The organism is Streptomyces macrosporus, assembly GCF_039533145.1.
GTDB classification, from domain to species: Bacteria; Actinomycetota; Actinomycetes; order Streptomycetales; family Streptomycetaceae; genus Streptomyces; species Streptomyces macrosporus.
This window is the reverse complement of sequence record NZ_BAAASZ010000031.1, coordinates 132526-156229: the sequence shown is the minus strand read 5'-3', so window position 1 is coordinate 156229 and position 23704 is coordinate 132526. Positions and strand designations below refer to the sequence as shown.

Sequence of the window (23704 nt, the reverse complement as noted above, 5' to 3'; positions counted from 1 at the left end):
GTCCCCCGCATGACGACCCGACCTGCCACGCCCTCCGCCGCAGCCCATCCCCGTTTCGTCGCCGCCCTCGCCGAGCTGGGCCTGGCCGGCGTCGAGGTCCGCGCCTTCCCCGAGGCCACGCGGACCGCGGCCCAGGCGGCCGAGGCGGTCGGCTGCGAACTCGCCGAGATCGTCAAGTCGCTGGTCTTCGAAGCGGACGGCGAGCCGGTGATGGTGCTGATGGACGGCGCGTCCCGGGTCGACGTGGAGCGCGTACGGCGGGAGCTGGGCGCGGGGAAGGTCAAGCGCGCCGACGCCGACACCGTGCGCGCCGCCACCGGCTACGCCATCGGCGGCGTACCGCCCTTCGGACACGTCACCAGGCTGCGCGTACTGGCCGACCGGGGACTGCTCGCCCACGACACCGTCTGGGCCGCCGCCGGCACCCCGCACACCGTCTTCCCCTTGGACCCGAAGTCCCTGATCGCCCACGCGGGCGCCACCGTCGCGGACGTCCGCGAGGAGACCGCCGGCGGCCCGACGGCGTGACGGCCGCACGGTCCGTGACCGCCGGGCACCGCGCGCCCGGAACGGATCGTGGCGGGTCGTGCGGAGGGTGCGGGGAGACCCCGCGGGCCGAAACCGGGCGGCGCGGGGCCGGTGCGGGGCCGGTACAGGGCCGGTACAGGGGCAGGACAGGGCCAGGACAGGGCGGCACGGAGGGGCGACCGGTCGGAGACGCCCTGCTCGCCGGGGATCATCGGAAGCTTTCCGGGCGCATGGGGGGAGATTTCCGGTAGGAGCCACGGCGCGTGAACTCTCCGTGACGAACATCTCCCCGAACCCGTCGCGGAGCGATACGGTACCGCCCCGAAACGTAAGGCCGATGCCGCGGGAGAAGGCGGCTTCGGAAGAAGGGGGACCGTTCCGTGCCCACTGACTACGCGTGCCAGGCGGCTGCCGAGCAGGCTGCCCGCGGTGTCGCGCCCGTGAGGGCGCTCCTGGTGCCCGCCCAACGCCCCGCCCCACCGCAGCAGGAGGAGGTCTCGGTCGTCATCCGCTCCTTCCTGGGGTCGGACGGGCCCGCCAGGCCGCCCGCGCCCGACAACGCCCCCCCGCGGATCGAACCCGTCGGCGCGCCCGTGGGCGCGGCCGTGCTGCTGAGCTTCCTCGACGGGCTCCGGGCCGACCTCGGCGGCGCGCTGGTCGACTGGTACTCCACGATCCCCACCCAGCTCCCCCTGACGCTCGGCGCGCCGGGCGCCGAGCCCGGACAGTCGGCCGCCCGCCTGCCGAACGGCTGGCAGACCCTGAACGACCTCCAGGCCAACGCCCAGGACGTGCTGACCGTCCTGGCGAGCCGCCCCCGCGGCCAGGTCGGTCCCGCCGAGCTGAACTGGCGGCTGGCGCTGCTGGAGGACGTCTTCGCCGGAGCCCTGCGCCGGATGGGCATCCCGGACGACACGTCGGTGGAGTGCGCCGCGGAGCTGACGAGCGCCACCGGTTCGCTGTTCGGCCTCAACCGGCCCACACCGCGTTCGGCCCCCGCCCGGCAGGGCCGGACGTACTGATCCGCGGGCCCGCCCGGGCACGGCCGGGACGGGTGTGGGACGGGCGGGCCGTGCCCGCCGGGCGGCGACTAGGCTGAGAGGCCGACCAGCCCATTCGAGACCACACCAGCCCGGCGTGCCGGGCAGCGGGAGCCCCATGGCCACGAACCTCGTCAATCTGGAAGCCGTCGGCAAGGTGTACGGCACGCGTACGCTGCTCGACGGCGTCTCCCTCGGGGTCGGCGAGGGAGACCGGATCGGCGTCGTCGGGCGCAACGGCGACGGCAAGACCACCCTCGTCCGCATCCTGTCCAAGCTGGAGCCCGCCGACGAAGGACGGGTCACCCACGTGGGCGGGCTGCGGCTGGGCGTGCTCACCCAGCACGACTCCCTCGACCCGGCCGCCACCGTCCGGCACGAGGTCATCGGCGACATGGCCGACCACGAGTGGGCGGGGAACGCCCGCATCCGCGACATCCTCACCGGGCTGTTCGGCGGACTGGACCTGCCCGGCTTCCCGCAGGGCCTGGACACCGTCATCGGGCCGCTCTCCGGCGGCGAGCGGCGGCGCATCGCGCTGGCCAAGCTGCTCATCGCCGAACAGGACCTGATCGTCCTGGACGAGCCCACCAACCACCTCGACGTCGAGGGCATCGCCTGGCTGGCCGGGCACCTGCGCTCGCGCCGCTCGGCGCTGGTGTGCGTCACCCACGACCGCTGGTTCCTGGACCAGGTGTGCACGCGGATGTGGGACGTGCAGCGCGGCACGGTGTACGAGTACGAGGGCGGCTACAGCGACTACGTCTTCGCCCGCGCCGAGCGCGAGCGCATCGCCGCCACCGAGGAGGCCAAGCGGCAGAACCTGGTCCGCAAGGAGCTGGCCTGGCTGCGGCGCGGCGCCCCCGCCCGCACCAGCAAGCCGCGCTTCCGCGTCGAGGCGGCCAACGCGCTGATCGCCGACGTGCCGCCGCCGCGCGACAGCGCCGAGCTGATGAGGTTCGCCAACTCGCGCCTGGGCAAGACCGTCTTCGACCTGGAGGACGTGACGATCCAGGCCGGGCCCAAGGTGCTGCTCAAGCACCTGACCTGGCAGCTCGGCCCCGGCGACCGGATCGGCCTGGTCGGCGTCAACGGCGCGGGCAAGACCTCGCTGCTGCGGGCGCTGGCCGCGGCGGCCGACACCGGCGGGGAGGAGCAGCCCGCGGGCGGCCGGATCAGGGTCGGCAGGACGGTGCGGTTGGCCTACCTCTCCCAGGAGGTCGCCGAACTCGACCCGACCTGGCGGGTGTTGGAGGCCGTGGAGGGGGTCCGCGCCCGCGTCGACCTGGGCAAGGGGCGCGAGATGAGCGCCTCGCAGCTGTGCGAGCGCTTCGGCTTCGGCAAGGAGAAGCAGTGGACGCCGGTCGGCGACCTCTCCGGCGGCGAGCGGCGGCGGCTCCAGCTCCTGCGGCTGCTGATGGACGAGCCGAACGTGCTGTTCCTGGACGAGCCGACCAACGACCTGGACATCGAGACCCTGACCCAGATGGAGGACCTGCTCGACGGCTGGCCCGGCTCGCTGGTCGTCATCTCCCACGACCGCTACTTCGTCGAGCGCACCACGGACCGGGTGTACGCGCTGCTGGGCGACGGCACGCTGCGGATGCTGCCGCGCGGCCTGGACGAGTACCTGGAGCGCCGCGAGCGGATGCGGCAGGCCGGCACCGCCCCCGGGGCCCCGATCTCCGGGACGGCCACCGCGGCGGCCAAGGCGGCGGCCGGGTCGGAGCGGTCCGCCAAGCCCGCCGGGTCCGCGGGCCTGTCCCGGGCGGCCCAGAAGGAGTTGCAGCGCATCGAGCGCAGGCTGGAGCGGATCGGGGAGAGGGAGGCGGCGCTGCACGCCGAGATGGCCGAGCACGCCACCGACTTCGAGAGGATCGCCGGACTGGACGCCGAGCTGCGGGAGTTGGCGGGGGAGCGGGACGAACTGGAGACGCGCTGGCTGGAGTTGGCCGAGGAGGGGTGACGGGCGGCTTCGCGCCCGGCCGCCGGAGGGCCGGCGCGGATAACGGCGCGGTCGCGGACCGGTCTCACCTCGCCGACCGGACGGGAACCGGCAACGGGCCCGTCGGTGTCCGGTGATAGAAAGAGCATCGTTCCAACCGTCGGTGTCCACGTCGGTGTCCATACGTCGAGAACAGTCGAGAAGTGGCGGGCCAGTGTCCGATGCGCTCTGCCCTACGGGGGGCTGAAGGGCTGGGCAGTCGGTCCGCGCGTGAATGAGGAAACCCATGTCGCAGCCGCCTCCGCCGCCCAACCAGCCGCCCTCCGGCGGTTTCGGGCCGCCGCAGGAACCGTCGTCCGCGTACGGCTATCCGCAGCAGCCGTCGGGACAGCCCGGTGAGCAGCCGCAGCAGCCGCAGCAGCCGGACCCGCTGTCCAAGAACCCGCCGTCGTCCGCCCAGCCGCCCCAGGCGCCGCAGCCGGGGTACGGCTACCCGCAGCAGCCCGCGCCCGGTGCCGGCGCGCAGCCGCCGTACCCTCCGCAGGCCCCGCCGTCCTACGGCTACCCGCAGCAGGGCCCGCCGCCGTACGGACAGCCGCCCGCGTACGGTCAGCCGCCGTACGGTCAGCCGCCGTACGGACCGTACGGGCAGTACCCGACGCAGCCCATGGCCAACGCCGGGCAGTCGGGGTCGGGCAACGGGAGCGGCAAGATCCTGGCCATCGTCGCCGCGGTGGTCGCGGTCCTGCTGATAGCCGGGGGCGGCATCTGGTTCCTGGCCGGCGGTGACGACGACACCGAGGCGAAGGGCGACACCAAGGGCACCAGCGAGGGCGGCACCAACGGCGGCACCGAGGGCGAGACCGGCGTGATCAAGGCCGAGTTCGCCTGGAAGACCGACCCGCCCAAGGTGGACAAGGAGGACATCCTCACGGACGTGCCCGGCACCTGGTTCGTCGGCAAGAACATCGTCAAGACCACGACGTCCTCCACCACCGCCTACGACATGGACACCGGCAAGGAGGCGTGGAGCATCAAGATGCCGCGCCCGAAGAGCTGCGCCGCGGCCCACGGGATGTCGGGGAACAAGACCGTGGTCCAGTACGGCGGTCGGTGCGAGTTCGTCATGGCCGTCGACCTGGCCACGGGCAAGCAGCTGTGGAAGAAGGAGCTGCCGTCGGAGCGCGCGACCCCGACGGAGTTCAGCTACACGGAAATCGCGGTCAGCGGCAACGTGGCCGCCGTGTCCTGGATCGGCAACGCGGTCGGCTACGACCTGACGACCGGCAAGCAGCTGTGGCAGCAGGAGGAGAACTCCGAGTGCCAGGACCGCGGTTACTCGGGCGGCAGCCAGCTCGTCGCCAAGGTGGAGTGCGGTTTCGGCGGCCCGCAGAAGGTCCAGGGGGTGGGCCAGAAGGGCGAGAAGAAGTGGGAGTGGAGTGCTCCCAGCGGCGTCGACGTCCTCAAGGTCCTGTCCACCGACCCCGTGGTGCTCGGTGTCAACGCGGGCGGTGAGTCCAGCATCGACATCACGGACCTGATGGTCCTCTCGGACAAGGGCAAGCTCCAGCACAAGATCTCCATCTCCAAGGACCGGCACAACATGGGCTGCCGTGGCATCTCGCTGAGCGACTGCTCCGGCGCGGTGGTGGACGGCGACACCCTCTACATCTCCTCCCAGCCCCACCAGGGCGACGCCGATTACGGCCGGACCAGCGAGATCATCGCCTTCGACCTGACCACCGGTAAGTCGAAGTGGCTGGGAGAGCCGACCGAGGAGGGGCAGATCGTCCCGGTCACCGTGGAGAACGGTTCGCTGATCGCCTACGAGATACCCGGCTACGACAGGCCCGGCAAGGTGGTCAGGGTCGACCCCGAGACCGGCAAGGCGTCCCCGCGGATGGAGATGCCGAGCGCCGACGTGAAGCGGGAGTACGACATGGCCTCCGGCTCGGACGTGCGTCCGTACTGGAAGGACGGTCACTTCTTCCTGGTGAACAACAAGTTCTACGCCAGCGCCGGCCTGAGCGACCTGGCCATCGTGGCCTACCACTGACCCCTGTCCGACCGCCCGGCCCGCCGGGGCACCGGCGGCCCGGGCGGACAGGGCCGCTCCCGGCGGAGCGGGCGACCACGGTGCGGAAGCGCCCGACACCACCGGAACCCGTCCGGTGGAGGCTTCCCCGAGGGGCCGGCCGTGCGACGCGCGGCCGGCCCCTCGGCGTCGGCGTCGTCCTCCTTCCCCTCCGCCGCCGTGGCGCGCCCGCCGGCCGGGCCGGACGAGCGCGCGGTTCCGGGCGGCGAGGACCGACAACCGCCGTGTACGCGACCGGTGGTAGAAAGAAGTTCGCTCCAACCGTCGGTGCCCATACGTCGAGAAGTGGCGGACCAGTGTCCGATGGGCCGGGCAGTCGGTCCGCGCGTGAACGGGGAACCCCATGTCGCAGCCGCCTCCGCCGCCCGGCAGGCCGCCCTCGGGCGGTTTCGGGCCGCCACCGCAGTACCCGCCGTCCGCGTACGGCCCCCCGCGGCAGCCGCCGTCCGCGTACGGCCCCCCGCGGCAGCCGCCGTCCGCGTACGGGCGGTACGACCTCCATCCGACGCAGCCCGCGTTCGGCGGGGGCGCGCCGCCGACGGGCGGTGGCGGGAGGAGGAAGGTCCCGGCGATCGTCGCCGCGGTGGTCGCGGTCCTGCTGGTCGTCGGCGGCGGGGTGTGGTTCCTGACCGAGGACGACGCCGGCGCGGAGGCCGGCCGGAACGGGAACGGAGTGGAGAAGGAGCACGACGGCCGGTTCGAGGCGATCTGGAAGACCGGCTCGCCGGACACCTCGGCGCTCCCCGACAAGAGCGGCTTCGCCTACGGCACCTGGTTCGTCGGCGGAAACCTCGTCCGGGCGCTGTTCGACTCGGTCGTCGCGTACGACCTGGACACCGGCGAGGAGGTCTGGTCGCTGGACGTGACGCGCGGCGCCTCCTGCGCCGCGGCTCCCGGGACGTCGGACGGCAGGACCGTGCTCCAGTGGGGCGCCAGGTGCGAGAAGGTCATGGGGATCGACCTCGCCGAGGGCGAGGAGCTGTGGCGCGACGACCTGCCGTCCGAGGGGGGAGGCGAGTTCGAGTTCGACTTCACCCAGATGGCGGTCGGTGGCGACACCGCGACCGTGGCGTGGGGCGACAAGGCGTTCGCCTACGACCTGGCGACCGGCAGGCCCTTGTGGAGCACGGCCGAGGACGCGGAGTGCCGCGACTTGGGCCATGTCGGCGGCAAGCGGCTCGTCGCGCACGTCGACTGCGGGTACGGCGAGAGCCAGGAGATCCACTCCCTCAAGCCCGACGGCAGGAAGAACTGGAAGTGGAAGGCCCCCGAGGGGGTCGAGATCAACCGGATCTTCTCGGTCGACCCGGTGGTGGTCGGGGTGACCGCCGGAGGCGAGACCGAGATGACCGACATCGTGGTCCTCGACGACGAGGGGAAGGTCCGGTCGAAGATCGGCCTGGGCAGTGACCGGTACTGGTTCTCCTGTTGGCCCAGCCACGAACTGGCCGGGTGCCGCAACGTCGTCGTGGACAAGGCGAACGACGCGCTCTACCTCCAGTCCAACAGGCGCATGGACGACGAGGACGGCCTCCTCGTCAGCGAGGTCGTCGCGTTCGACCTGTCCACGGGCACGTCGAAGTGGCTCTCCGAGCCGACCAGGAAGGGCCAGGCCGCCCCGCTGGCGATGGACGGCGGCAAGCTGATCGGATACGAGCCGCCGACGCCCGACGAGGCGGGCCGGATCACCTCCATCGATCCCGCGACCGGCGAGACGACCCTGTACGCGGAACTGCCGGACAACACCTGGAAGGCAGAGTTCCGCATGAACGCGGGCATGGGCCGCCCGTACTGGCACGACGGCGGGTTCTTCCTGGTGGCGCACGAGTTCGTCGCGGAGAACGGCACCGACCTGGAAGGTCTGATGGCGTTCGGCTGACGTCCCGAGGACCGGCCCGGACCCTCCCGGCGCGAGCGGCCCCGCACCCCCTGGTGAAGGAGCGCGGGGCCGCTCGCGCCGTTCTTGTCGGAAGGGGAGCGCACCGCCGGGTGAGCGTGTAGCTTCCGGGGGCAAGACGGCGCCGGGCGGGTCGGGGCGGCGCCCGGGTACCGGAGCCGGCGCGGACGGAACGACAGGGGTGTGGATGACCGTGCGACTCGTGGTGGTCGACGACCACCGTCTGCACGCCGAGGCGCTCGCCTCGGCGCTGAGGTTGCGCGGGCACCGCGTGCTCGCCGCCGCCGCACCGGCCGCGGGGGCGGCGGAGCTGGTGGTCAGCCGGGTGCCGGAGGTCTGCCTGTGGGGGACGGCGGCGCCCGCGGAGCCCGGGGCGTTCGACCCGGTGGCGCGGATCAAGCGGGAGAAGCCGCGGATAGCGGTGGTGGTGCTGGGCCCGGTGCCCAGCCCGAAGGGGATAGCGGCGGCCTTCGCGGCGGGGGCGTCGGGGTACGTGCGGCACGACGAGCGGATCGAGGGCGTCGAGCGCGGAATGCTCAGGGCGCGCGCGGGAGAGGCGGCGGTGACGCCGCAACTGCTCCAGGGCGCGTTCGCGGAACTGCTCAACCCCACGGCCGAACCGGACGACGAGGGCGCCCGGCTGCTGAAGATGCTCACGCCCCGGGAGGTCGAGGTGCTGGTGCGGGTGGCCGAGGGGGAGGACACCCGGCGGATCGCGGTGGGCATGGGGATAGCGCCCAGCACGGCCCGTACGCACGTGCAGCGGGTGCTGATGAAGCTCGGGGTCGGCTCGCGGCTGGAGGCGGCCGCGCTCGCGGCCCGGACCGGGCTGCTGGACCGGGTGACCGGGCCGGGGACGGGCTGAGACCGACGCCGCGCCCCCGGCCGGGTCGGAGGGTCACTCGCCGAAGGTCGGACGCTCCCGGGGAGCGGACCTGCGCTCGCGCTCCTCCGCCGACGGCGGCGGGACCGTCGGGCTCAGCCGCAGCCAGAGCAGGAAGAGCAGCCCCAGGGCGAGCATCGCCAGCCCGGTCCACAGGTTGATGTTGACGTCCTGCGCCTTCCGCAGGTTCTCGTCGGAGACGAAGATCCCGGCGAGGGTCACCAGGACGCCGTAGACCACGAAGAGGAAGCCGATGACCCGACGGACGTCGAACAGCCGGGCGGCGCTGGCCGAGCGTTCCTCCAGTTCCTTCTCTTCCTCCTGCCACTCCGGAGGGGTGAACTCGGAGGAGCCGTGGGGACCGTTCACGCCGTTCGTCACGGTGGATCACATCCTTCGCTGTGCGGTGCGCGGGGCGCTCAGAAGGAGAACGGGACGTAGCAGAGGGCGGCGAGGATGATCGCGCCCCAGCCCAGCAGCGCGGGCTTGCGGTACCAGACCTCGTCCCCCGGCTCCGGGAGTTCCTCCAGTCCGGGGGAGCGGGTGCCGTACACCAGGCCGGCGAGCTGCTCGACGGGCCTGGGCCTGGTGAGGGGGGTGACGATGACGACGACGAGCGCGCCGACGACGAAGGCGATGATGGCCGAGACGAAGTTGGCGCCCTGGTCGGAGGGGATGTCGACGACCCCGCCCCGGTAGAACCAGAAGTAGTTGATCATCGCCGCGACCGTGCCCGCCAGCAGCCCCCAGAAACCGGCGGCGGGCGTCATCCGCTTCCAGAACATGCCGATGATGAACACGGTGAACAGCGGCACGTTGAAGAAGGAGAACAGCGTCTGGAGGTAGTTCATGATGTTGCTGAACGTCGCCGCGATGAACGCCGTCCCCATGCCCAGCACCACGCCGACCGCGGTGACCACCCGCGCGGTGACCACGTAGTAGCCGTCCGGGCGGTCCTTCACCAGGTAGCCCCGCCAGATGTCGTGGGTGAACACCGTGTTGAAGGAGGAGACGTTGGCCGCCATGCCCGCCATGAAGGCGGCGAGCAGACCGGTCACCGCCACGCCCAGCACGCCGTTGGGCAGCAGGTCCCGCATCAGCAACGGGATCGCGTCGTTGTACTGCAGCCCGTCGCCCCGCCCGATGTTCGGCTCCACCACCAGCGCGATCAGACCGGGGAGGACGACGATCGCCGGGATGAAGATCTTGGGGAAGGCGGCGATCAGCGGGGTGCGCTGGCCGGCGGAGAGGTTCTTGGCCGACAGGGCGCGCTGCACCTCGGCGAAGTTGGTCGTCCAGTAGCCGAAGCTCAGGGCGAAGCCGAGGCCGAGCACGATGGTGAGCCAGTTGGCGCCGAGCGGGTTGTCCGAGCCGATGCCCGTGCCGCCCCAGGCGGTCATGAAGTTCTCGCCCTTGGCGCCGGTGAGCGAGTCGTACAGCCCGTCCCAGCCGCCGACCCGCTTCAGGCCGATGACGGTCAGCGGGATCAGTCCGGCCAGGATCACGAAGAACTGCACGACCTCGTTGTAGATGGCCGAGGACAGGCCGCCCAGGGTGATGTAGAGCAGCACGAACAGGCCGGCGATGACGATGGACACCCACTGCGGCCAGCCGAGCAGCGCCTCCAGGACGATGGCGAGCGCGTAGAGGTTGACGCCGGCGATCAGCACGGAGGCGGCCGAGAAGAGGATCGCGCTCAGCAGGTGGGAGGACGGCCCGAAGCGGTGCAGCAGGAACTCGGGGACCGACCGCACGCGCGACCCGTAGTAGAAGGGCATCATCACCAGGCCGAGGAAGACCATCGCCGGGATGGCGCCCACCCAGTACCAGTGCACGGTGTAGACGCCGTACTGCGCGCCGTTGGCGGCCATGCCCAGGATCTCCAGGGCGCCGAGGTTGGCCGCGACGAAGGCCAGACCGGTGACCCAGGCGGGGAGCGAGCGGCCGGAGAGAAAGAAGTCGAGGCTGGTCTTGACGCTGCGCCGGGCCGCGAACCCGACCCCCAGGACGACGAGGAAGTAGATGGCCAGGATCGCGTAGTCCAGGGCGTTCGTGGGGAGCCGGAGATCCTGGGCCAGCTGGTACGGCATGAGCTTGTCGCCTCCGTGGCGTGACGGGGCCGGTGCGTGGGGGCGGCCCCTTGACGTCAATGTTCACTCATGGTTTTTTGTGTTCGATTATGTTTGGATCGCAGTATAAGGAGACCCGAATTGAAAAAGACCTCGACTCGCCTCGCGGACGGCCGTGAGCTCATCTACTACGACACCCACGACTCCCCGGGACGCGACGCGGTGGACCGGCGTCCCCTCGATACCGTCGCCACCTCCTCGGAGATCCGCCACGACCCGCTGCTGGACGAGTGGATCGCCGTCACGGCACACCGCCAGGCCCGGACGTACCACCCGCCACCGGACGAGTGCCCACTCTGCCCGTCCAGGAACGGACGCCTGACGGAGATTCCGGCGGAGGACTACGAGGTGGCGGTCTTCGAGAACCGCTTCCCCTCCCTCGCGGGCCCGCCGGGGCCGGCGACGGCGGAGGACGCCGGCGGCCTCTTCCTGCGCGCCCCGGGCGCCGGACGCTGCGAGGTGGTGTGCTTCACCTCCGACCACGACGCGTCCTTCGCCGACCTCGACGAGGACCGGGCGGCCCTGGTCCTGGCCGCCTGGACCGACCGCACCGCCGAACTCTCCGCGCTGCCCGGCGTCCGGCAGGTCTTCTGCTTCGAGAACCGCGGCAGGGAGATCGGCGTCACCCTCGGCCACCCCCACGGCCAGATCTACGCCTACCCCTTCGTCACCCCGCGCACCGAGCGGATGCTGCGCTCGGTCGCCGCCCACCAGAAGCGCACGGGCGGCAACCTGTTCGACGACATCGTGGCCGCCGAGCGCGCCGACGGACGACGCGTCGTCCTCGACGCGGAGCACTGGATCGCCTTCGTCCCGCACGCCGCGCACTGGCCGTACGAGGTGCACCTGTACCCTCGGCGGCGTGTGCCGGACCTGACGGCGCTGGACGACGCCGCCCGCGCGGAGTTCCCCGCGGTCTACCTGGAACTGCTGCGGCGCTTCGACCGGATCTTCGGCCCCGACGAGCCTCCCACGCCCTACATCGCGGGCTGGCACCAGGCGCCCACCGGTCCGGAGGACGGGAAGGACTGGGCCGGGCGGGCGGATTTCGCCCTGCACCTGGAACTCTTCACCATCCGGCGCACATCGGGGAAGTTGAAGTACCTGGCGGGTTCCGAGTCGGGCATGGGCGTCTTCGTCAACGACGTGCCGCCGGAGGCCGCCGCCGAACGACTGCGAGAGGTGGCAAGCAAGTGAGCGGCACGTATCTGGTGACCGGCGGTGCCGGTTACGTCGGGAGCGTCGTCGCGGCGCACCTGCTGGAGGCAGGGCACCGGGTGACCGTACTGGACGACCTGTCCACCGGCTTCCGGGAGGGCGTGCCCGAGGGTGCGGAGTTCGTCGAGGGGAGGATCCAGGACGCCGCGCGCGTGCTGGACTCCTCCTACGACGCGGTGCTGCACTTCGCCGCCAGCTCCCAGGTGGGCGAGTCCGTGGCGCACCCCGAGAAGTACTGGAGGAACAACGTCGGCGGCACGATGGCGCTGCTGGACGCGATGCGCGAGGCGGACGTCCGCACGCTCGTGTTCTCCTCCACGGCCGCCACCTACGGCGAGCCCGAGTCCATCCCGATCTCCGAGGACGCCCCCACCGCGCCCACCAGCCCCTACGGCGCCTCGAAGCTCGCCGTGGACCACATGATCGCGAGCGAGTGCACGGCCCACGGGCTGGCCGCCGTCTCGCTGCGCTACTTCAACGTGGCGGGCGCGTACCGCGGCAAGTACGGCGTCCTGGGCGAGCGGCACCAGCCCGAGTCGCACCTCATCCCGCTGGTGCTCCAGGTCGCCCTGGGGCAGCGGGAGGCCATCGCGGTCTTCGGCGACGACTACCCGACGCCCGACGGCACCTGCGTGCGCGACTACATCCACGTCGCCGACCTGGCCGAGGCGCACCTGCTGGCGCTGGAGGCGGCCAAGCCCGGCGAGCACCTGGTGTGCAACCTCGGCAACGGCAACGGCTTCTCGGTCCGCGAGGTGATCCGGACGGTCCGCGAGGTCACCGGCCACCCCGTGCCCGAGGTCGTCGCGCCGCGCCGCGGCGGCGACCCGGCGTTCCTGGTCGCCTCGGCGGACCGGGCCAGGGAGCGGCTGGGCTGGCGGCCGTCCCGCACCGATCTGAAGGACATCGTCGCCGACGCCTGGGCCTTCGCCCGGGGGAAGGCGCTGGAGAACGCCGGGGAGCACGAGGCGAAGGCGGGGAGCGGCGGATGAGCGGGACGGGGACGGCGGAGGCGGCCGTACGGGCGGCGGTCGACGGGTTCCGCGCGGTCCACGGCGGTGAGCCCGCCGGGGTGTGGGCGGCGCCGGGCCGGGTCAACCTGATCGGCGAGCACACCGACTACAACGACGGCTTCGTGATGCCGCTCGCCCTGCCGCACACCACCCGGGTGGCGGCGGCCCGGCGCGACGACGGGGTGCTGAACGTGCACTCGGCCGACGTGGCGGGCGGCACGGTCCGGCTGCACGTGGGCAAGGCGGCCCCGGGCGGCGGCGCCGGCGGGGCGGACGGCTGGGCCGCGTACCCGGCCGGCGTGGTGTGGGCGCTGCGCGAGGCGGGACTGCTCTCCGGGGACTCCGGGCGGACGGCCGGGGGCGCCGACCTGTACGTCCACAGCGACGTGCCGACCGGCGCGGGTCTGTCCTCCTCGGCCGCGCTGGAGGTCTCCGTGGCCGTCGCGCTGAACGACCTGTACGACCTGGGCCTGGACGCCGAACGGATCGCCCTGCTCTGCCGCCGCGCCGAGAACGCCTTCGTCGGCGTCCCCAGCGGGATCATGGACCAGATGGCGTCGGCCTGCTGCACGGCCGGGCACGTGCTCCACCTGGACACCCGCGACCTGTCCCGCCGCCAGGTCCCGTTCGACCCGGCGGCCGAGGGGCTGCGGCTGCTGGTGGTGGACACCCGGGTCCAGCACGCGCTGGGCGACGGCGAGTACGCCCGGCGCCGGGCGGGGTGCGAGGCGGCGGCCGAGGCCCTGGGCGTGCGCACCCTGCGCGACGTGCCCCACGAGGAGCTGGACGCGGCGCTGGCCCGACTGGCCGACCCGGACCTGCGGCCCTTGGCGCGTCACGTGGTCACCGAGAACCAGCGGGTGCGGGAGGTCATGGCGCGCCTCGACGCGGGCGAGACCCGTGCCATCGGCCCGATCCTGACCGCCGGGCACGCCTCGCTGCGCGACGACTTCGCCGTCTCCTGCCCCGAGCTGGACCTGGTGGTGGAGACGGCCGTCGCCGCGGGGGCCCTGGGCGCCCGGATGACGGGCGGCGGCTTCGGCGGCTCGGCGATCGTCCTGGTGGAGGAGACCGGGGCGGAGGAGATCGGGAAGGCCGTCGTCGACGCCTTCGCCGCGGCCGGCCACCGGGCCCCGCGCCTGTTCGAGGCGGTGCCCTCGCAGGGGGCGCGGCGGCTGGACGGCTGAGGAGGGGGACGCGGACGCGCGGGCGACGGACCGCCGGAAGGTCGATCGGATGATCACATCCCGGCCGAAACGGTCGCTCCGCGCACCGTGGAGCGCCGTGAACAGCGCTCGTGACGCTGGAAAAGACCACGGAGTCGGTCAGTTTCCTCCAACCCACTTCCCTTGTCGGACCCCCGCCGTACGCTGATGAACGGCGTCGGTGGGGGCCGACGCCGCATCAGGGGGCGAGAGCGCGCCGGATGCGACGCCCGGCGCGGGGTACCAGTGGGACATGGCGGCGGCCGTGCGACCGCGGGGGTTCCGCACCGGGCGCCGCGTCCGGTACGGGTGGGTCCTTTCCGGCGACAGGGGGTGTGCGTGCAACGTATTCGGGTTCTCGTGGTGGACGACCACCGCATATTCGCCGAGTCGCTCGCCGCTGCGCTGGCGGTGGAGCAGGACGTGGACGTGGCCGCCGCGGGCAGCAGCCCCGCGGCGCTGCGCGCGGTCGAGCGGGCCGTGTCCGACGGCCGCCGTTTCGACGTGCTGCTGATCGACGCCGACCTGGGCGGGGCGCCGGCGGAGGGAGTGGAGGTGTCCCCTCCGGAGTCGGGGGAGGCATCGGCCGCGATCGGCGGGCTGGCCCTGGTCTCGCGGATCCACACCGCCCATCCCGACACCCGTACGGTCGTGCTCGCCGAGCGCGACGATCCGCGCCGCGCGGCGGCGGCGCTCCAGGCGGGGGCGTCGGGCTGGGTCGCCAAGGACTCTTCGCTCTCCCGGCTGCTCCAGGTGGTCCGGGGCGTGCTGCGGGGGGAGACGCACCTGCCGCCCGCCCTGCTGACCGGGGTGCTGCGCGAGCTGACGGCGAACCGCAGACACCGCACCGAGAGCGAACGGCTGGTGGAGTCGCTGACGCCGCGCGAGCACGAGGTGCTGCGCTGCATGGTGGCCGGGCTGGGCCGCAAGGCGGTCGCCGAACGGCTGTACCTGTCCCCGCACACCGTCCGCACCCACATGCAGAACGTGCTGGGCAAGCTCGGCGTGCACTCCACCCTGGCCGCCGTGGCGCTGGCCCGACGGGCGGGGGTCGGTCCGGTGGACCTGGAGCACGTCGCCACCTAGCCCGCGGTGTCAGGGGCATGCCATGCCCGTGCCCCCGTCGCGGCGCGGGCGCGGAGGGCTAGTCGTGCTCCGCGGAGACGTTGTCGAAGGGGGCGGTGAGCTGCCGCAGCAGTCCGGCCAGCTCGCCGCGCTGGAGCGGCGAGAGTCTCGCGAGGATGGCCCGCTCCTGCTCCAGCAGCCCGGCCAGGGACCGGTCGGCCCGGTCGCGTCCGGCGTCCGTCAGCCGGACCAGGACGCCGCGCCGGTCGCTGGGGTCGGGCAGGCGCTCCACGAGGCCCTTCTTGGCCAGCCGGTCGATGCGGTTGGTCATGGTGCCGGAGGTGACCAGGGTCTGGGTCAGCAACTGGCCGGGGGAGAGCTGGTAGGGGGCGCCCGCGCGGCGCAGCGCGGTCAGCACGTCGAACTCCCACGGCTCCAGCCCGTGCTCGGTGAAGGCGATGCGACGGGCCCGGTCGAGGTGGCGGGCGAGCCGGCTGACGCGGCTGAGCACCTCCAAGGGCTCCACGTCGAGATCCGGGCGCTCGCGACGCCACGCTGCCACCAGTCGATCGACCTCGTCCTGCATGGGATCAGTGTAGTAGTTCTGTCGACATGAAGTCTCTTGACATCAAGATATCTGGTGGGGAAGGGTTCCTCCCATGAGCGCTTCATCGGACACCGGCACCCCCGCCTGGGACCCCGAGCAGTACCGCTACCACGCCGGCCCCCGCCTGCGACCGCTGTACGACCTGCTGGCCCGGATCCCCGACCTCCCCTCGCCCCGGCCGCGCATCGCCGATCTGGGCTGCGGCCCCGGCGGCCCCACCCTCCTGCTCGCCGAGCGGTGGCCGAGCGCGGTGATCACCGGCTACGACGTCTCCGAGGCCATGCTCGCCGAGGCCCGCGCCTACGCCGGACCCACCACGGGCGGCGGACACCTGGACTTCGTCCACGCCGACATCGCCACCTGGCGCCCCGAGCACGCGTACGACCTGATCGTGTCCAACGCGGCCCTTCACTGGGTTCTCCCTGCCGGAGGCAAGGGACGGGTTCTCCCTGCCGAAGGCCGGGGAAGGGGAGAGGGGCACACCGAGCGCTTCCCGGTGTGGGTCGACGCCCTCCGGCCCGGCGGCGTCCTCGCCTTCCAGGTCCCCGGCAACTTCGACGCGCCCAGCCACACCCTCCTCGCCGAACTGCGCACCTCCCCGCGCTGGCGCGACCGCCTGGGCGAGGGCGCCGACCGCGCCCCCGTGGCCGAGCCGGTCGAGTACGCGCGCGTGCTGGCGGACCTCGGCTGCGAGGTCGACGTCTGGGAGACCACGTACGTGCACGTCCTCACCGGCGAGGACCCGGTGCTGGAGTGGACCAAGGGCACCGCCCTGCGCCCGGTGTTCACCGCGCTCGACGGCGACCCCGCCACCCGCGACGCGTTCCTCGCCGAGTACCGCGACCTGCTGCGCGCGGCCTACCCCCGAGGTCCGCACGGCACCCTCTTCCCGTTCCGCCGGATCTTCGCGGTCGCCCGCAAGCCCCTCTGAGCCCCTGGGGGCCCGTCCGGGTCCGTTCGCGCCCGTCCGGGGACGGCGGGGGAGGGGCGACGGTCGTCGAAGGGGCGGAGCCCCGCCCTCTCGCCGCGGGCGCGTGGCCCGGGAGAGGGCGGGGCTCCGCCCGGACGGCGCGGTCAGCTGCGTCGGTGGCCTATCAGGCGCGGCTTCTGCTCCAGCCCGTCCAGCCCGTGCCAGGCCAGGTTCACCAGATGGGCGGCCACCTCGGACTTGTTCGGCTTGCGCGCGTTCAGCCACCACTGCCCCGTCAGCGCCACCATGCCGACCAGGGCCTGGGCGTACAGGGGCGCCAGCTTCGGGTCGAAGCCGCGCGCCTTGAACTCCAGACCCAGGATGTCCTCGACCTGGGTGGCGATGTCGCTGATCAGCGAGGCGAAGGTGCCCGTCGACTGGGCGACGGGCGAGTCGCGCACCAGGATCCGGAAGCCGTCGGTGTAGTACTCGATGTAGTCCAGCAGCGCGAAGGCCGCCTGCTCCAGCAGTTCGCGCGGATGGCCGCCGGTCAGCGCGCCCGTCACCATGTCCAGCAGCCGGCGCATCTCCCGGTCGACCACGACCGCGTACAGGCCCTCCTTGCCGCCGAAGTGCTCGTACACCACCGGTTTGGAGACCCCGGCCTTGGCCGCGATCTCCTCCACCGACGTGCCCTCGAAGCCCCGCTCGGCGAAGAGCGCGCGACCGATGTCCAGCAGTTGCTCGCGGCGCTCCTTCCCCGTCATCCGGCGGCGCCCCCGCCGGTTGGAGTTCGAGCTCCTGTCCTGGGTCCTGCTGTCGTCGGTCGCCACACCTCCATCATGCCGCCTCGGCGGCCTCCCGCTGCCGGCGGGAGTTGATCCGCTTGTCGGAGGGCCAGCGCACGTCGTACGCCCAACCCGCCTTCTCGAACCAGCGGATCAGCCGCGCGCTGGAGTCGAGCTGCCCCTTGAGCACGCCGTGCCGGGCGCAGGTCGGGTCGGCGTGGTGGAGGTTGTGCCAGGACTCCCCGCAGGAGAGCACCGCCAGCCACCACACGTTGCCGGAGCGGTCGCGCGACTTGAACGGCCGCTTGCCGACCGCGTGGCAGATGGAGTTGATCGACCAGGTGACGTGGTGCAGCAGCGCCACCCGGACCAGCGAGCCCCAGAAGAAGGCGCTCAGCGCGCCCTGCCAGGACATCGTGACCAGCCCGCCCACCAGCGGCGGGAAGAGCAGCGAGACGGTCGTCCACAGCACGAACTGGCGGGAGATCCGACGGATCACCGGGTCCTTGATCAGATCCGGCGCGTACTTGTGCTGCGGCGTCTGCTCCTCGTCGAACATCCAGCCGACATGGGCCCACCACAGGCCCTTGAGGAGGGCGGGAACGGTCTCGCCGTAGCGCCAGGGGGAGTGGGGGTCGCCCTCGGCGTCGGAGAACTTGTGGTGCTTGCGGTGGTCGGCGACCCACCGCACCAGCGGGCCCTCCACGGCCAGCGAGCCGGCGATGGCCAGGGCGACCCGCAGCGGCTTCTTGGCCTTGAAGGAACCGTGCGTGAAGTAGCGGTGGAAGCCGATGGTGATGCCGTGGCACCCCAGGAAGTACATGCCGACCAGGAGGCCGAGGTCCAGCCAGCTCACTCCCCAGCCCCAGGCCAGCGGAATCGCGGCCACCAGGGCGATGAAGGGGACGGTGATGAACAGCAGCAGGGTGATCTGTTCGATGGAACGGCGCTGTTCACCGCCGAGCGTGGCGGAGGGGACGGGGTTCTCCCCGGGCGCCGCGGAGGAGTTCGGAGGAGCTTTCGGAGCGGTTGTCACTACGTCCGGACCAGTGGTCATGCGTAACTCTCGTTTGAAGCTTGGGGACGGGGTCGCCATACTTACGGTGCCGTAACCTACGGCATCGTAAGTATGGCAGTCCTGGGCGAGCGGACAAGAGGGCCGCATCGTGGACGGGATGATCCATGGCGGCGGGACGCGGCCTATCCTGGTGGCCGTCGGACAGCGCGGTCCGTGACCTGCCAGAAGCATCGCCGCAAGGAGCCGCACCTGTGAGCAGTGCCGACACCTCCCCGAACACCGGTGGAACGAGTCCTGTCCCCGGCGGGGGGGTCCCCACACCGGGCCTTCCGAGTACCCCGGACGGCCCGACGGAATCCGGCAACCCCGAACCCACCCCCGAAACGAGCAGTGCCCTGCGGGCCGACATCCGCCGCCTGGGCGATCTCCTCGGCGAGACCCTGGTCCGTCAGGAGGGCACCGAACTGCTGGAGCTCGTCGAACGCGTACGCGCCCTGACCAGGACCGACGGCGAGGCCGCGGCGGCCCTGCTGCGGCGGACCGACCTCGCGACGGCGACCAAGCTCGTCCGGGCCTTCTCCACCTACTTCCACCTGGCCAACATCACCGAGCAGGTCCACCGCGGACGCGAACTGCGCGCCCGCCGGGCCGCCGAGGGCGGAAACCTCGCCCGCACGGCGGACATGCTCAAGGAGGCCGACCCCGCCCACCTGCGGGAGACCGTCGGGAACCTGAACGTGCGCCCCGTCTTCACCGCGCACCCCACCGAGGCCGCCCGCCGCTCCGTGCTCACCAAGCTCCGCAGGATCGCCGAGCTGCTGGAGAACACCGACCCCAACGAGCGGCGCCGCACCGACCTGCGGCTCGCCGAGAACATCGACCTCATCTGGCAGACGGACGAGCTGCGCGTGGCCCGTCCCGAGCCCGCCGACGAGGCCCGCAACGCCATCTACTACCTCGACGAGCTCCACCGCGGCGCCGTCGGCGACGTCCTGGAGGACCTCTCCGCCGAGCTGGAGCGCGCCGGAGCCCCGCTGCCGCCCACCACCCGCCCGCTGACCTTCGGCACCTGGATCGGCGGCGACCGCGACGGCAACCCCAACGTCACCCCCGCCGTGACCTGGGAGGTGCTGCTGCTCCAGCACGAGCACGGCATCAACGACGCCCTGGCGCACATCGACGACCTGCGCGCCTCCCTGTCCAACTCCATCCGCAACAGCGGCGCCACGCGGGAACTGCTGGACTCCCTCCAGCGCGACCTCGAACTCCTCCCCGAGATCAGCCCCCGCTACAAGCGGCTCAACGCCGAGGAGCCCTACCGGCTCAAGGTCACCTGCATCCGGCAGAAGCTCCTCAACACCCGCAAGCGGCTGGCCGAGGACACCCCGCACGTCCCCGGGCGCGACTACCTGGGCACCGGCGAGCTGATCGAGGACCTCACCCTCGTCCAGACGTCCCTGCGCGAGCACCGCGGCTCCCTGGTCGCCGACGGCCACCTGAACCGGGCGCTGCGCACCCTGGCCGCCTTCGGCCTCCAGCTCGCCACCATGGACGTGCGCGAGCACGCCGACGCCCACCACCACGCCCTCGGGCAGCTCTTCGACCGGCTCGGCGAGGAGTCCTGGCGGTACGCCGACATGCCGCGCGACTACCGGCAGCGCCTGCTGGCCAAGGAGCTGCGCTCCCGCCGCCCGCTGGCCCCCACCCCGCCGCCGCTGGACGCCGCCGGCGCGAAGACCTTCGGCGTCTTCCAGACCATCCGCAAGGCGCTGGACACCTTCGGCCCCGAGGTCATCGAGTCGTACATCATCTCCATGTGCCAGGGCGCCGACGACGTGTTCGCCGTGGCCGTGCTGGCGCGCGAGGCCGGCCTGATCGACCTCCACGCCGGCTGGGCCCGCATCGGCATCGTGCCGCTGCTGGAGACCACCGACGAGCTGCGCATCGCCGACGAACTCCTCGACGCGATGCTCTCGGACCCCTCCTACCGGCGGCTGGTCGCCCTGCGCGGCGACGTCCAGGAGGTCATGCTCGGCTACTCCGACTCCTCGAAGTTCGGCGGCATCACCACCTCCCAGTGGGAGATCCACCGCGCCCAGCGGCGACTGCGCGACGTGGCCCACCGGCACGGGGTGCGGCTGCGGCTCTTCCACGGCCGCGGCGGCACCGTCGGCCGCGGCGGCGGCCCCACCCACGACGCGATCCTCGCCCAGCCCTGGGGCACCCTGGAGGGCGAGATCAAGGTCACCGAGCAGGGCGAGGTCATCTCCGACAAGTACCTCGTCCCCTCCCTCGCCCGGGAGAACCTGGAGCAGACCGTCGCCGCCACCCTCCAGGCGTCCGCCCTCCACACCGCCCCGCGCCAGTCGGAGGAGGCGCTGGCCCGCTGGGACGCGGCGATGGACACCGTCTCCGAGGCCGCCCACAGCGCGTACCGGAGGCTGGTGGAGAACCCGGACCTGCCCGCCTACTTCTTCGCCTCCACCCCCGTGGACCAGCTCGCCGACCTCCACCTGGGCTCCCGCCCGTCGCGCCGCCCGGACTCCGGCGCCGGCCTGGAGGGGCTGCGGGCGATCCCGTGGGTCTTCGGCTGGACCCAGTCGCGGCAGATCGTGCCCGGCTGGTTCGGCGTCGGCACGGGCCTGAGGGCGGCGCGCGAGGCCGGACTCGACAGCGTCCTGGAAGAGGCGTACGAGCGCTGGCACTTCTTCCGCAACTTCCTGTCCAACGTCGAGATGACGCTGGCCAAGACGGACCTGCGGATCGCCCGGCACTACGTGGAGACGCTGGTGCCCGACGAGCTGCGGCACATCTTCGCCGACATCGAGGCCGAGTACGAGCTGACGGTGCGGGAGGTGCTGCGGATCACCGGCGAGAGGGAACTGCTGGACGCCAACCCGGTGCTGAAGCAGACCTTCGCCATCCGCGACGCCTACCTGGACCCGATCTCCTACCTCCAGGTCACGCTCCTGGCCCGGCAGCGCGAGGCCGCGCGCCGCGGGGAGGAACCCGACCCGCTGCTGTCGCGCGCCCTGCTGCTGACGGTCAACGGCGTCGCGGCGGGTCTGCGCAACACCGGCTGACGTCCGGCACCCGCACGAGAACGCCCGAGGGCCCCTCTCCGGTGGGAGAGGGGCCCTCGGCGCGTTTCCGCGCGGTCGGGGCGCGGTGCCCCGCGGTCGCGGGTCAGCCCTGGGCGTCCCTGCGGCGACGCACGATCAGGTACGAGCCCGCGCCCAGCAGCGCCGCGGCGGCCGCGGCCAGCGCGGCGACCGGGGCCGAGGAACCGGTCTCGGCCAGGTTGCCGCCGCCGTTGGGCGTGTCGGCCGGGTCGGCCGGGTCGGACGGGGCCGGGGACGCCGGGGCCTCGGAGGAGGACCCGGAGGACGGCTCGCCCGGGGTGCTCGCCGAGGGCTCACCGGAGGGCTCGCCCGTCGGCGCGGTGCTCGGCCCTCCCGACGGGGCGGGGGAGTCCGTTCCGGTCGGGGCGGGGGAGGCCGTCCCGTCCTCGCAGTCGACCTTGAAGACCTTCTGCTTGGCCCGGCCCTTCTCGCCCTCGAACTTCCACGACAGCTTGTAGTGGCCGTCGTCCAGGGTGATGTTCTCGGTGCGGCCGTGGCCGTCGAGGTCCAGGACCAGGGCGCCCTTCTGGACGACCGTTCCCTTGTTCTCGGCCGACTTGTCGACGATCTTCCAGGTGATCTTCTGCCGGGCGTCGAATCCGGAACCGACCAGGTAGAACTCGCAGACCTTCGGGTTGTTCCTGCGGTCGTACTCCTGGTCGGTCACGGCATCGTGAACCTTCACGGTGCCGTTGTCGCCCGGGGTGGCGGGCGAGATGGCGTACGCGGTGGGCGCGGACAGCAGGCAGAGCGCTGCGGCGGCCGTCACCACGGATGCCGAAGAGAGGGTGCGCATGATCTACCACCTTCGGTGGCGGGAAACGTCACGGACGTGCGGGGGGTGGGGGTGGCGGTAGCCTCCACCGCCCCACCGGACCGGTCAAGCGCGATGTGCCCCATCTGTTCGGTTCTGCCACACCCGTCCCGGAAGGCATGGGGTAACGATCGGGTTAAACCCGCAGATCCTGTGCACGAAACGGCAGGGTCGCCGAAAACCACAGGTCAGAGCAGTACGAACGCCGCCACCATCAGGGCCGCGCCCAGCAGGGCGGTGACCCCGGCCGTACGCCGCATCCGCAGACCCCCCGCGATCACCGGCGCGGCCAGCACCAGCGCGCCCGCGAACGGCAGCCACGCCCACAGGACGCCGGCGACACCGGTGCGCAGCGCCTCGTCGGCGCCCGGCCACACCACGACCGGAAGCTCCTCGCCGGCGTCGTGGGAGACCGGCGCCTCCAGCGCCACCTCGGCGGGCGCGTCGCCGGCCCCGCCGCCCTCGGGGGCGAACGCGCCCCGGCACGTCCACCCGTCGCACTCCTCGACCGTCAGCGTGCCGCGCACGCCGCCCCGGTCCGCCGTCACGTGCCGCACGGCGTCCAGGGAGGCCCACGCCCCGGCCATCAGCAGGACCGTCGCCACCGCGCCCATCAGCGCGGCCCTGGCGAGCAGCAGCAGGCCGTACGTGCTCTCACCGGCGCGGCGCACCGGACCGCGCCGGGCCGTGGTACCGGAGGACCCAGGAGACATGGCCGCGATCCTTGGCCATGAGAGAGCGGACGGTCAACCTCCGCGGACGCCCTCGCGCCGCGCCTCAGGAGTTGTAGGTGTTCTGCGCCCGCTCCAGACCGTCCAGGACCAGGCACTCCACGGCATCGGCGGCCCGGTCCACGAAGTAGTCCAGTTCCTTGCGCTCCACCGAGGAGAAGTCCTTCAACACGAAGTCGGCCACCGGCATCCGGCCCGGCGGACGGCCGATGCCGAACCGGACCCGGTGGTAGTCGGGACCGAGCGCCTTGGTGATGGACTTCAGCCCGTTGTGGCCGTTGTCCCCGCCGCCCCGCTTCAACCGCAGCGCGCCGTAGTCGATGTCCAACTCGTCGTGGACGACGACCAGATGCGCCCGGGGCACCTTGTAGAAGTCGCGCAGCGCCGCGACCGGCCCGCCGGAGAGGTTCATGTACGACATCGGCTTCGCCAGCACCACCCGGCGACCGCCGGCGCCCGGCGCGCCCAGCCGCCCCTCCAGCACCTGGGCCCGCGACCGGTGCGTCCTGAACTTCCCCCCGATCCGCCCGGCGAGCAGGTCGGCGACCATGAACCCCACGTTGTGCCGGTTCGCCGCGTAGTCCGGGCCGGGGTTGCCCAGGCCCACGACCAGCCAAGGGGCGTCGGCGTCGCTCATCGTCGTCCTCTCCTGCCACAGGCCGCCGGGGGCTCCGGGGGCGTCGGTGCGCGGAACGG

General features: G+C 72.5%; 20 protein-coding genes. 12 read left to right on the top strand and 8 right to left on the bottom strand.

From position 1 onward, the window contains the following. Positions 1 to 9: 9 nt before the first annotated feature. The 6 genes from ABD335_RS22620 (at position 10) to ABD335_RS22595 (ending at position 8370) form a co-directional block, all read left to right on the top strand. Positions 10 to 528 carry a YbaK/EbsC family protein gene (locus tag ABD335_RS22620; RefSeq protein WP_344326512.1) on the top strand — a complete coding sequence of 173 codons (519 nt, stop codon included), beginning with the start codon at positions 10 to 12 and terminating at the stop codon, positions 526 to 528. A 380-nt stretch (positions 529 to 908) separates the two neighbouring features. Beyond that, on the top strand, positions 909 to 1550 hold the full coding sequence (locus ABD335_RS22615; protein WP_344326510.1) for a hypothetical protein: 642 nt from the start codon (positions 909 to 911) through the stop codon (positions 1548 to 1550). A 136-nt stretch (positions 1551 to 1686) separates the two neighbouring features. Further along, positions 1687 to 3534, top strand: a complete 1848-nt coding sequence (locus tag ABD335_RS22610) for an ABC-F family ATP-binding cassette domain-containing protein (RefSeq protein ID WP_344326508.1) — start codon at positions 1687 to 1689, stop codon at positions 3532 to 3534. 265 nt (positions 3535 to 3799) lie between these two features. Continuing rightward, a complete protein-coding gene (locus ABD335_RS22605; protein WP_344326506.1) occupies positions 3800 to 5569 on the top strand; it encodes an outer membrane protein assembly factor BamB family protein in 1770 nt (589 codons plus the stop codon). Between the two features lie 382 nt (positions 5570 to 5951). After that, positions 5952 to 7487, top strand: coding sequence for an outer membrane protein assembly factor BamB family protein (locus ABD335_RS22600; protein WP_344326504.1), 1536 nt, complete (start codon positions 5952 to 5954; stop codon positions 7485 to 7487). Between the two features lie 205 nt (positions 7488 to 7692). Further along, the gene (locus ABD335_RS22595; protein WP_344326501.1) at positions 7693 to 8370 is read left to right on the top strand and encodes a response regulator transcription factor; all 678 of its coding nucleotides are present in this window, start codon (positions 7693 to 7695) and stop codon (positions 8368 to 8370) included. Between the two features lie 33 nt (positions 8371 to 8403). On the opposite strand, the gene ABD335_RS22590 is transcribed toward ABD335_RS22595, so the two are convergent. Together ABD335_RS22590 and ABD335_RS22585 are read right to left on the bottom strand one after the other, a co-directional pair. Continuing rightward, positions 8404 to 8769 carry a hypothetical protein gene (locus ABD335_RS22590; protein WP_425583712.1) on the bottom strand — a complete coding sequence of 122 codons (366 nt, stop codon included), beginning with the start codon at positions 8767 to 8769 and terminating at the stop codon, positions 8404 to 8406. Between the two features lie 38 nt (positions 8770 to 8807). Further along, entirely contained in the window at positions 8808 to 10478 is a 1671-nt protein-coding gene (locus tag ABD335_RS22585) for a sodium:solute symporter family protein (protein ID WP_344326499.1), read from the bottom strand. Between the two features lie 120 nt (positions 10479 to 10598). Between ABD335_RS22585 and galT the strand changes: the two genes are divergently transcribed. The 4 genes from galT to ABD335_RS22565 all read left to right on the top strand — a co-directional run bounded on the left by galT (position 10599) and on the right by ABD335_RS22565 (position 15039). Then, positions 10599 to 11714: a galactose-1-phosphate uridylyltransferase gene (gene galT, locus ABD335_RS22580; RefSeq protein WP_344326497.1), complete on the top strand. Its 1116-nt coding sequence runs from the start codon at positions 10599 to 10601 to the stop codon at positions 11712 to 11714. After that, entirely contained in the window at positions 11711 to 12727 is a 1017-nt protein-coding gene (galE, locus tag ABD335_RS22575) for a UDP-glucose 4-epimerase GalE (protein WP_344326495.1), read from the top strand. The genes galT and galE overlap by 4 nt, the downstream gene beginning before the upstream one ends. After that, the gene (gene galK / locus ABD335_RS22570; protein WP_344326493.1) at positions 12724 to 13935 is read left to right on the top strand and encodes a galactokinase; all 1212 of its coding nucleotides are present in this window, start codon (positions 12724 to 12726) and stop codon (positions 13933 to 13935) included. The genes galE and galK overlap by 4 nt, the downstream gene beginning before the upstream one ends. A gap of 357 nt (positions 13936 to 14292) precedes the next feature. Further along, the gene (locus tag ABD335_RS22565; protein ID WP_344326491.1) at positions 14293 to 15039 is read left to right on the top strand and encodes a LuxR C-terminal-related transcriptional regulator; all 747 of its coding nucleotides are present in this window, start codon (positions 14293 to 14295) and stop codon (positions 15037 to 15039) included. A gap of 58 nt (positions 15040 to 15097) precedes the next feature. On the opposite strand, the gene ABD335_RS22560 is transcribed toward ABD335_RS22565, so the two are convergent. Next, a complete protein-coding gene (locus tag ABD335_RS22560; protein ID WP_344326488.1) occupies positions 15098 to 15604 on the bottom strand; it encodes a MarR family winged helix-turn-helix transcriptional regulator in 507 nt (168 codons plus the stop codon). Between the two features lie 73 nt (positions 15605 to 15677). Between ABD335_RS22560 and ABD335_RS22555 the strand changes: the two genes are divergently transcribed. Next, positions 15678 to 16556, top strand: coding sequence for a methyltransferase domain-containing protein (locus ABD335_RS22555; protein WP_344326486.1), 879 nt, complete (start codon positions 15678 to 15680; stop codon positions 16554 to 16556). A 143-nt stretch (positions 16557 to 16699) separates the two neighbouring features. On the opposite strand, the gene ABD335_RS22550 is transcribed toward ABD335_RS22555, so the two are convergent. Together ABD335_RS22550 and ABD335_RS22545 are read right to left on the bottom strand one after the other, a co-directional pair. Beyond that, a complete protein-coding gene (locus ABD335_RS22550; protein WP_344326484.1) occupies positions 16700 to 17368 on the bottom strand; it encodes a TetR family transcriptional regulator in 669 nt (222 codons plus the stop codon). 7 nt (positions 17369 to 17375) lie between these two features. After that, positions 17376 to 18380 (bottom strand): acyl-CoA desaturase, encoded by a 1005-nt coding sequence (locus tag ABD335_RS22545; RefSeq protein WP_344326482.1) that lies wholly within the window; start codon positions 18378 to 18380, stop codon positions 17376 to 17378. 356 nt (positions 18381 to 18736) lie between these two features. On the opposite strand from ABD335_RS22545, the gene ppc reads away from it, so the two are divergent. Next, the gene (ppc, locus tag ABD335_RS22540) at positions 18737 to 21424 is read left to right on the top strand and encodes a phosphoenolpyruvate carboxylase (protein ID WP_344326867.1); all 2688 of its coding nucleotides are present in this window, start codon (positions 18737 to 18739) and stop codon (positions 21422 to 21424) included. A 103-nt stretch (positions 21425 to 21527) separates the two neighbouring features. On the opposite strand, the gene ABD335_RS22535 is transcribed toward ppc, so the two are convergent. The 3 genes from ABD335_RS22535 to pth form a co-directional block, all read right to left on the bottom strand. Next, positions 21528 to 22259 (bottom strand): LPXTG cell wall anchor domain-containing protein, encoded by a 732-nt coding sequence (locus tag ABD335_RS22535; protein ID WP_344326480.1) that lies wholly within the window; start codon positions 22257 to 22259, stop codon positions 21528 to 21530. A 206-nt stretch (positions 22260 to 22465) separates the two neighbouring features. Further along, a complete protein-coding gene (locus ABD335_RS22530; RefSeq protein ID WP_344326478.1) occupies positions 22466 to 22990 on the bottom strand; it encodes a hypothetical protein in 525 nt (174 codons plus the stop codon). 64 nt (positions 22991 to 23054) lie between these two features. After that, on the bottom strand, positions 23055 to 23645 hold the full coding sequence (gene pth, locus ABD335_RS22525; protein WP_344326475.1) for an aminoacyl-tRNA hydrolase: 591 nt from the start codon (positions 23643 to 23645) through the stop codon (positions 23055 to 23057). Between the last annotated feature and the right edge of the window lie 59 nt (positions 23646 to 23704).

Excerpts from the sequence above, each read along its gene's own strand:
- ABD335_RS22620 (WP_344326512.1), top strand. The coding sequence starts at position 10 with ATGACGACCCGACCTGCCACGCCCTCCGCCGCAGCCCATCCCCGTTTC.
- ABD335_RS22610 (WP_344326508.1), top strand. The coding sequence starts at position 1,687 with ATGGCCACGAACCTCGTCAATCTGGAAGCCGTCGGCAAGGTGTACGGC.
- ABD335_RS22605 (WP_344326506.1), top strand. The coding sequence starts at position 3,800 with ATGTCGCAGCCGCCTCCGCCGCCCAACCAGCCGCCCTCCGGCGGTTTC.
- ABD335_RS22600 (WP_344326504.1), top strand. The coding sequence starts at position 5,952 with ATGTCGCAGCCGCCTCCGCCGCCCGGCAGGCCGCCCTCGGGCGGTTTC.
- ABD335_RS22595 (WP_344326501.1), top strand. The coding sequence starts at position 7,693 with ATGACCGTGCGACTCGTGGTGGTCGACGACCACCGTCTGCACGCCGAG.
- ABD335_RS22585 (WP_344326499.1), bottom strand. The coding sequence starts at position 10,478 with ATGCCGTACCAGCTGGCCCAGGATCTCCGGCTCCCCACGAACGCCCTG.
- galK (WP_344326493.1), top strand. The coding sequence starts at position 12,724 with ATGAGCGGGACGGGGACGGCGGAGGCGGCCGTACGGGCGGCGGTCGAC.
- ABD335_RS22560 (WP_344326488.1), bottom strand. The coding sequence starts at position 15,604 with ATGCAGGACGAGGTCGATCGACTGGTGGCAGCGTGGCGTCGCGAGCGC.
- ABD335_RS22555 (WP_344326486.1), top strand. The coding sequence starts at position 15,678 with ATGAGCGCTTCATCGGACACCGGCACCCCCGCCTGGGACCCCGAGCAG.
- ABD335_RS22545 (WP_344326482.1), bottom strand. The coding sequence starts at position 18,380 with ATGACCACTGGTCCGGACGTAGTGACAACCGCTCCGAAAGCTCCTCCG.
- ABD335_RS22535 (WP_344326480.1), bottom strand. The coding sequence starts at position 22,259 with ATGCGCACCCTCTCTTCGGCATCCGTGGTGACGGCCGCCGCAGCGCTC.
- ABD335_RS22530 (WP_344326478.1), bottom strand. The coding sequence starts at position 22,990 with ATGTCTCCTGGGTCCTCCGGTACCACGGCCCGGCGCGGTCCGGTGCGC.
- pth (WP_344326475.1), bottom strand. The coding sequence starts at position 23,645 with ATGAGCGACGCCGACGCCCCTTGGCTGGTCGTGGGCCTGGGCAACCCC.